At 33.0% G+C, this 7998-nt stretch carries 8 protein-coding genes, 1 tRNA gene and 2 pseudogenes; 3 read left to right on the forward strand and 8 right to left on the reverse strand.

From position 1 onward, the window contains the following. From GA0061080_RS12665 to GA0061080_RS11450, 3 genes and pseudogenes are all read left to right on the forward strand, one after another. Window positions 1–233: pseudogene (locus GA0061080_RS12665) on the forward strand (hypothetical protein); the annotation flags it as partial. Between the two features lie 28 nt (window positions 234–261). Further along, entirely contained in the window at window positions 262–534 is a 273-nt protein-coding gene (locus tag GA0061080_RS11445) for a PAAR domain-containing protein (protein WP_091125801.1), read from the forward strand. 64 nt (window positions 535–598) lie between these two features. After that, the gene (locus GA0061080_RS11450; RefSeq protein ID WP_091125805.1) at window positions 599–1663 is read left to right on the forward strand and encodes a KPHS_23130 family T6SS system protein; all 1065 of its coding nucleotides are present in this window, start codon (window positions 599–601) and stop codon (window positions 1661–1663) included. 417 nt (window positions 1664–2080) lie between these two features. Here GA0061080_RS11450 and GA0061080_RS11455 read toward each other — a convergent pair. The 8 genes and pseudogenes from GA0061080_RS11455 to GA0061080_RS11490 form a co-directional block, all read right to left on the reverse strand. After that, window positions 2081–2156: transfer RNA gene (locus GA0061080_RS11455), tRNA-Asn, on the reverse strand. Window positions 2157–2253: 97 nt separating this feature from the next. Continuing rightward, on the reverse strand, window positions 2254–2829 hold the full coding sequence (locus GA0061080_RS11460; RefSeq protein ID WP_167349237.1) for a YiiX/YebB-like N1pC/P60 family cysteine hydrolase: 576 nt from the start codon (window positions 2827–2829) through the stop codon (window positions 2254–2256). Next, a complete protein-coding gene (locus GA0061080_RS11465) occupies window positions 2813–3400 on the reverse strand; it encodes a biotin transporter BioY (protein WP_091125808.1) in 588 nt (195 codons plus the stop codon). Before GA0061080_RS11465 ends, GA0061080_RS11460 begins: the two co-directional genes overlap by 17 nt. 155 nt (window positions 3401–3555) lie before the next feature. Continuing rightward, window positions 3556–4188 (reverse strand): MBL fold metallo-hydrolase, encoded by a 633-nt coding sequence (locus GA0061080_RS11470; protein ID WP_065561679.1) that lies wholly within the window; start codon window positions 4186–4188, stop codon window positions 3556–3558. Between the two features lie 4 nt (window positions 4189–4192). After that, window positions 4193–5596 carry a DHA2 family efflux MFS transporter permease subunit gene (locus GA0061080_RS11475; RefSeq protein WP_091125810.1) on the reverse strand — a complete coding sequence of 468 codons (1404 nt, stop codon included), beginning with the start codon at window positions 5594–5596 and terminating at the stop codon, window positions 4193–4195. A 128-nt stretch (window positions 5597–5724) separates the two neighbouring features. Beyond that, window positions 5725–6012: pseudogene (locus GA0061080_RS11480) on the reverse strand (bile acid:sodium symporter family protein); the annotation flags it as partial. Then, complete coding sequence (locus GA0061080_RS11485; protein ID WP_091125812.1) at window positions 5985–6416, reverse strand: hypothetical protein; 432 nt, start codon at window positions 6414–6416, stop codon at window positions 5985–5987. The gene GA0061080_RS11485 and the pseudogene GA0061080_RS11480, both read right to left, overlap by 28 nt. A gap of 214 nt (window positions 6417–6630) precedes the next feature. Further along, on the reverse strand, window positions 6631–7716 hold the full coding sequence (locus GA0061080_RS11490) for a DUF695 domain-containing protein (protein ID WP_091125813.1): 1086 nt from the start codon (window positions 7714–7716) through the stop codon (window positions 6631–6633). Window positions 7717–7998: the final 282 nt, after the last annotated feature.

Raw genomic sequence — 7998 nt, forward strand, 5'->3', positions numbered from 1 at the left:
TTGACCACTTTCTACTAGCAGCCTATAGCAGTTTAAACTATTACGAATGGATGTGGATAAATAGCTATATGGCGTTTTCGGATAATAATTTGGATCGAGAATTGATGCCAGAAGAAGAGTTTACATGGCCCATCAAAGTCAATTGGCCAGAAGAAATCGACAAAAAATCCAAAGCGAGCTCGCTTGAAGCGTATCAACAAATTGATGCACAATATCAACAGGTAGGAAATTAATAATATAAAAAATAAAGGAAAATGAAAAATGAGTAAATTACGCGGAGTTATTCGGTTAGGCGATTTGACAGATCATGGAGGAAAAGTAATTACCGCTTCATCGACAATGACAGTTTTAGGCAAACCTGTTGCTCTAGTTGGCGATTTGGTTAGCTGCTCAATAAAAGGGCATGGTATTAATCCTATTATTGAAGGTGACTCAACTTTTACCATTCAAGGTAAGCAAGTCGCTTTAGATGGTCATAAAAGCAGTTGTGGTTGTTCTTTAATCTCATCATTATCCGAGGTAGGAAAAAGCTAATGTCTATCGATTTAACATCACTGCCAGCCCCATTACCTAAAGCTAAAAAAATGAATCTTTTATTTTGGGGTATTTTGCTGATCGTGTTTATTTTACTTGGTTGTATCATTACAGTTATACTCAGTTTTTTTACGACATATCAGATATACTATTTATTTCAGGTCTTTTTGCTTTTCCTTTTGTTTCTTGGTTGTTTATATTTTTATACGGTGCTTTTTTATATGGTAACCGTGTAATTCATGTTGAACAGTGGAATTTGTGTATAGAAGAGCGCAAACAAAAACTGATTAATTATGGACAGCGAGGATTATATGTTTTAGGTTTTTCGCTTATAACCGAACAAGGCGATACAGGAAACGCCAATGCCTTAATTAATAATGATTTTATCATTACAAGTAAATTACACCCTAATAGTGGTATTGTTATTCCCCATACATCTTTATCTGCATTTGGTGATATGACATCTGATAGATTTGATGATCGCTTGAAATTAATTTTGACTCATTTTGAAAAAGAATACAAAACTAAATTTTCAACAGTTTTAGATCAAAAAAATTTGCATGTTCGATTATTTATTGAGGCTGAAATTCCAAACGACAAAATTAAAACATTATGGATGATGACGTTAGGAAAAATGATTTCTTATCCAGTTAGTTTTGAAATTGAAAATCCAGTTAATTCATCTACATTTATAGAAACATGGTTAGATGATCGTGCTCATGATGATGAGTTGCTTTTAGTTATAAATACGCATCTATTTTCTATTCCTATTAAAAATGAAGGTGAGTTTGCTTCGATGCTAATTTTAGTTGGGGAAAATGTGAAGATAGAACAGCTTTTCCCTACATTTAATTCACCATTAATAAAAGTTCATCGTAGTGAACAAAAAGCAAAATTAACGAAAACTATTGATCATGCCTTATTGTGGGGAGGTGGTAATGATAATTATTATGGTGGAGTTTGGTATAATGGAATTTTGCCAGATTTAAATACTGAAATTTTGAATTACTTTAACCAGATTCAATTTGAAGCTAAAGATCATTTTAATATTGATGGATCAATTGGTTATGGTTGGCAAGTCACAGCTTGTTGCTTCAGTTGTTTCGTGTGTGCAAAGCAAGGGGCTTAAAATAACCTAATAGGTTTCAGTAAATCGGTACATTTTTGTTAAAAATGACTAAATTTTATATCAAAATAACTTATATTTTTTGAATTAATGCTAAATTTTGACCATGCTATTTGTCTCCTATGATTTTTGTTTATATCATAGAGCGGCTTTTGCCTACTTTTTTGGTGAGGGTGAGGGAGTTAATAGCAGATTATTGCTGCGCTTGTTTGCAATAAGGAGCAATAGTCTTTTATTTAATCTGATATTTAAGTTATTTTATAACACAAAAGGTGAGTTATGCAGGGGCGTTAATAAACCTTGTTTCGTAGTTACTTTCCTAAAAATAGGATAAAAGATAAATGAATTAAATAAGTTTAGTTAAGGGTTATTTAGTTATGAACAAATATAAAATATTTGGAATATGATAAAACGTAAAGTTGGCTCCTCCAACAGGACTTGAACCTGTGACATACGGATTAACAGTCCGCCGTTCTACCGACTGAACTATGGAGGAACCGAAATGTAGCGCGCATATTATAGATTTAATGGCGTTATGTCAATAGTTAAATTATTTTAAATATTTTTTTGTGTAAAATTTCCTCCTTTTATTATCATTCAAGTGTTAGGATTGTCTTGAATAAATGGCGTTGTCTAAGTAATTGCTGTGGGTGCGATCCTAGTTCATATTGTGGAATAATCTGATTTAGATCGCGATAATAATCAACCCAATAAGATAAAATCTCATTTGTCGCTAAATCTTTAAAATTCATTGGATATAATGCGAAATAATCATTACCTTGCTCAGTTTTAAAGGCATAAGTAATTAGTTCACTGCAATAAAACCCATCTGCATAGGGATGAAAGCTGTGATTGTAAGGTGAACCCAAGCATTTCTTTACCCGTCTTAATGCATTTTGAATAACAACTAAATCATGGATTCTACCAATGATATTGTGCTTAGCTGCACAAATAAAATTAGTCAACGATTGTTCAATCACGCCATAGTTTTGTGTTGCTTCAATAACGGTATTATTTCCAATATATAAACCAACATGATTAATACTTTTGGTTATTTCATCTATCTTTGGCACTGCACCTGAAAGGCTTACAGCGCCATTAAAAGCATTATTTTTTTTTAGGCTTTGGAAGATAATATCTCCACATTGGATATTATTGTTTTTTAGCACGATAACGCCATAGCGAAAACATTACACAAGTTGCAATAATAAATTTAAGCACATCCACACCAACAAATGGCAGATAACCCACTTTTAAAGCATCAATTAGCGTGATGTGTAAATAGCCCATTAAATAGACAACGCCAAATACAAATAACAATTGATGCGCACAAGCGAATGCAATTAAACCTAAAATAAAGTGACGATCATAACCTCTTTCTGCTGCAAATCCTGCTAAATAGGCACTAAATACATAGCCGTATAAGTAACCTGAAGATGGTGATGCTAACGCCATAATTCCACCACTACCATTGGCAAATAGCGGTAACCCAATCGCACCTAAAACAAGGTATTGGATTATTGCCAATGCACCTAGTTTACGACCTAAAAAAGCACCAATTAGCAATACAGCCAATGATTGTAATGTAAATGGAACAGGGTAAGTTGGAATACTAATGTTAGCGGCTAATCCTAAAAGTAATGCTGCACTGGTAGTGACCAATAATTTACGTTGCCAAGAAGATAAATTTATCAGTGTCGTGATAAATGTTGGATAATACGAAGTCGGTTGAAGTTTCATTATTTTCTACCTTTTATATAAATAGTAGAACTATAATAGCGCGATTATTGTTATTGTAAACTTTTTTATTTTTAATTGGTTTACATTGGAGTGAGATATAGGATATTTTTATCACACTCTAAATAATGAGTGTGATAATTAAAATAATTTGTTACTTAAACTAAGTAAGGATTACTAACTCGTTCATGACCAAAACTTGACATAGGTCCGTGCCCTGGTACAAAAATAAAATCATCCCCAAGTGGTAATAATTTGTTAGTGATTGATGAAATTAAATCCGCATGGTTGCCTCGTGGAAAATCAGTTCTTCCTATACTACTTTTAAATAATACATCGCCGACAAAAGCCAGCTTATCCAAATGGTTAATAAAAACAATATGTCCCGGAGTGTGACCTGGGCAAAAAAGTACATCAAGGCTAATATTACCAACTTGAATCTGCTCACCTTCTTTTAACCAACGATCAGGCAAAAAGCTATCAGTATAAGGAAAACCGAATTGTGTACTTTGTTGTGGTAAACTTGTTAATAGAAATTCATCTTCTTGGCTTGGTCCAATAATCTTCACATCATAATGTTTAGCCAATATAGTTGCAGCACCGACATGATCCAAATGTCCATGGGTTAATAAAATCTGCTTAATATTAACGCCTAGCTTTTCAACCGCTTTTATAAGCAGTTCGGGTTCACCTCCGGGATCAATAAATGCACCTTCCATGGTTTGATCGCACCAAATGATGCTACAATTTTCTTGGAAAGCTGTAACTGGGATGATTTGGTACTGAAACATAGATTTATCTCCTTATTTCTTGCTGATGATTGGTTAGATTTTGCCCGTCTTCTTTTTTTAATTGTGCAAAAATAATGCTTGATAAAACGGTAATCATACCAAGTATAACAAATGTTAACTGAAATGCGTGAATAGTACCTGTTGTGTTGCTAATTAAGCGTAATAAAACAGCACCCAATCCGGTACCAAAACTAATTGCTAATTGTTGATTTACTGCCATTAAGCTATTTCCACTACTTGTATTGTCGTTTTCTAGATTAGCTAAGGTTATGCTATTCATGGCTGTGTATTGCATGGAGTTGATTCCACCGATACAAAATAGCAATAAACTGATAAGAATAAGTGGTGTCGATAAATTTAATACGGACATTAAAATAATCATTATGCCAGCTAAAATTGTATTAGTAACTAGTACGAAACGGTAACCTAAACGTGCTAAAATACGCGGAATAAAGATTCGAGTACAAATTGAAGCAATGGCCATTGGCATCAACATAATGCCGGCAAAAATAGCTGAATAACCAAATCCCACTTGTAATAATAGTGGAATAAGAAAAGGCACTCCTGATATACCTAATCTGCAAATTAAATTTCCGATAATTCCTATTTTGAACGTACGGATTTTAAATAGCGATAGTGGGAATAATGGAGTTTGTTTCTTTTTTGCATATTCACGATAAATAAATAAAAAAAGTAGACTAATTGTCGCAAGTAGTAATGGACAATAATATTTCTGATTTTGGTTTAAAATCTCTACACTCAAAGTGGCGCTAATAAAGCTAATAACAATAAATATAAAGCCTAATAGATCAAAAGGCATGTGTTGGCCTTTTAAGTTAGGCATGTATTTCCAACTAATTATTATACCTAAAATACCAATGGGTAAATTAATAAAAAACACCCAGTGCCAACTTACCATATCAACTAGATATCCTCCCAATACTGGCCCTAAAACAGGGCCAATTAATCCAGGAATCGTGGCAGTATTTAAAGCAGCTAAAAAATCACTACGCTTAAAAGATTTTATCAATACTAAACGTGATATAGGCACCATCATCGAGCCACCAACACCTTGGATCACTCGTGATATATCTAAAAAAATTAATGAATTAGATAAAGCGCAAAGTAATGAACCCAGTGTGAATAGTGAAACGGCCATGACAAAAATATTTCTAGTGCCAAGTTTATCTGATAAAAAACCACTAACAGGAATAAATAATGCAAGGGTCAAAGCATAACTTATCACGGCTGATTGCATATTTAATGGGGACTCATTGAGGTCGTTAGCCATAGTGGGGAGGGCTGTATTTAATATCGAGGTATCAAGTGATTGCATAAAGAATGCAAACGCCGCAATCCACGGTAATATGCGATAGACAAACGGTGGTAACTGTAATTCGCTATTCATTTTAATTTGGCCTAAAATTAATTTAAATGCTAGTGGAGCGGTTGGATATAAGCTCAGAAAATTAAGCTCTCTTACTTAGAGTTGATTAAGAAAGAGAGCTGATGAATGCTATTTTACAATATTATTTGTTAATGATTGGATTTTTTCTTATTCTTTACTGGTTTACCTTGCCAATAACCAGCCAGTAATGAACCTGAAATATTGTGCCAAACAGAAAATACTGCAGCAGGTAGAGCTGATAAAGCTGAAAAGTAGGTAGTGCCTAAAGTAGCTGCAAGGGCAGAGTTTTGCATTCCTACTTCAAGTGAAATGGTTCTGCAGGTTGATTCATCAAAACCACACAAACGTCCTCCCCAGTAACCGCCAAGCAATCCTAACGCATTATGAATCACAACTGCAAAAATAACAGTGTCTCCCTATCATAATGTCTTTTTTCTGTTTCTGATGAATAAATTTTAATCTGTAACCAGACAACCTTAACGTCTTGACTTAGTATCTTTATTTTGGTCTTTGCATAAGGTTTACCCACTGTCGTATCTGATGCAGTTTCTTTTTCTAGTAGTTTGGCTTGTTTCGCTATGCCAACAAACGTTTTGTCTTCTTCTGGGATTTTACTCGCTTCTGCTTGCGTTTGAGTGATATAGCTTGGCAAGTCTTCACTGGTGAAACATTCAACATGTAAATGAGGACAAAATTCTTTATCTGAACCTTCACCTAATGGCAAATCTTCAAAACTAGAATATTTGCTTTTGAGTATACCTTTATTTTGGTTATGACCAATATGCCCCATTAAATCACCCGCTTTAATCGGATACGTCAAAGCTTTTTAACAGGAACGCTAGTTTCTGCTTCTTTTAATATCAATACGATTTGGTATTTTGTCATCTTTTTCATATTCAAATTCTCTTTTACTCTTATCATAGAGAATTTTCTACTTTTGGGTTGTACTATTTTAGGTGATAGTTACAGTATCTCAATATCCATGCTACAATAATTATTGTGCAAAAAAGTATCCATTAATCATAGATACTTTTTTATGCTTGATAACATTCAACCCAGCGTAAGTACTGTAACCAAAAAGGATCAAACTTACATTCAATTTTAACTGATAATGTATTATATCGGTTTGTTATTTGTTTAACTAATTGGAGTATTGACTGTTTATTTCCTACATACCATAGCATATTTCTTACACCTTTACTAAAACTGTTTTGGCAATGAATTCCTCGCTCATCAGCACGTAAAACAAGATTAATAGCATCTTCTAATTCATAAACAAGTGAAAGTGTCTCTTTACTATCAATATCAACTATAACATTAAGTGCATAACAATAATTTTTATGTCCTAACAAAGAATTAGCCGCTTCATTACGATGCACTAACATTTTAAGATCTGTTAATTCGAATACAATCCATTGATCTTCTTGAATATTAAATATACCGGTATGTTTTAAATCTTCTTTCCATAACCGATCAAAAATAGTTACAAATTGGTTAGCAGGAATTGTGGTAGCACTCTGATCGATCTTTAAAAACTCAACAGCTTCTACTCTAACAGCAAAATTATATTCACCTAATAGATGATCGAGATAGATTAATGCCATCGTTTCTGCCTGTTTTATCATCTCTTCAGGGACTGTCTTAGCAAACATAATACCGATAGATATTTTACGACAACTTTCTTTGTATTGAATTAATAAATCAGTTGCACCTAATGAAAAAGAACTCTCTTTAGATTTTATAACAAATGTATCTACATTATTAATGCGCTGACGAAATGCCTCTACTTCGAAAAACTGAAGATCAGGTGCTTGTCGGGAAATTTCTATTACATATTCGAAGCGTTCAATTTTTCCATCCGCAGTAAAAATAATTTTATGTTTCTTAGTATCCCCTACAGTAATTTCAGCAATGACATCTAACTGATTTTCATCTAATAGATTATTAATATTTTTCATTATATCTAAAATATCAAGTTCATTAAGAGATTGTTCAGAATTTTTTACCTGTTGCCAAAAATCTCGAATCATCGTACTTAAATGATCTTGTGAGCTTTGTTGCTCTTTTGGTATGTTTTTAATATCAGGCGATGATTTTTTCCAAAACTTTTTGAAAAACATATACATTATCCTATTAACTCAATAAGAATCATACAAAACTAGTATTAATAATACACTATATAAGTATCGAATTTGATAAAAATCTTCTCGGTACTGTAATAGTTCTACCTTGTCATCTTCAATTAAATACATTTTATTTTTTGAGTTTTCCAAAGCATCATCATATAAATAAGCTTTAAATGTAAATACCCCAAACTTAGCACACAACTCACGTAGAAAATCATGTTGCTTGTTTTAGTGTTTTATACTCAATCGGTGTCATGTTATTTAATGCCTCATGCG

Source organism: Gilliamella intestini (assembly GCF_900094935.1).
Classification (GTDB): Bacteria; Pseudomonadota; Gammaproteobacteria; order Enterobacterales; family Orbaceae; genus Gilliamella; species Gilliamella intestini.

Bases quoted from the DNA above. Each gene is read 5' to 3' on its own strand.
- GA0061080_RS11445 (WP_091125801.1), top strand. From the start codon at position 262: ATGAGTAAATTACGCGGAGTTATTCGGTTAGGCGATTTGACAGATCAT.
- GA0061080_RS11470 (WP_065561679.1), bottom strand. From the start codon at position 4,188: ATGTTTCAGTACCAAATCATCCCAGTTACAGCTTTCCAAGAAAATTGT.
- GA0061080_RS11490 (WP_091125813.1), bottom strand. From the start codon at position 7,716: ATGTTTTTCAAAAAGTTTTGGAAAAAATCATCGCCTGATATTAAAAAC.
- GA0061080_RS11475 (WP_091125810.1), bottom strand. From the start codon at position 5,596: ATGAATAGCGAATTACAGTTACCACCGTTTGTCTATCGCATATTACCG.
- GA0061080_RS11465 (WP_091125808.1), bottom strand. From the start codon at position 3,400: ATGAAACTTCAACCGACTTCGTATTATCCAACATTTATCACGACACTG.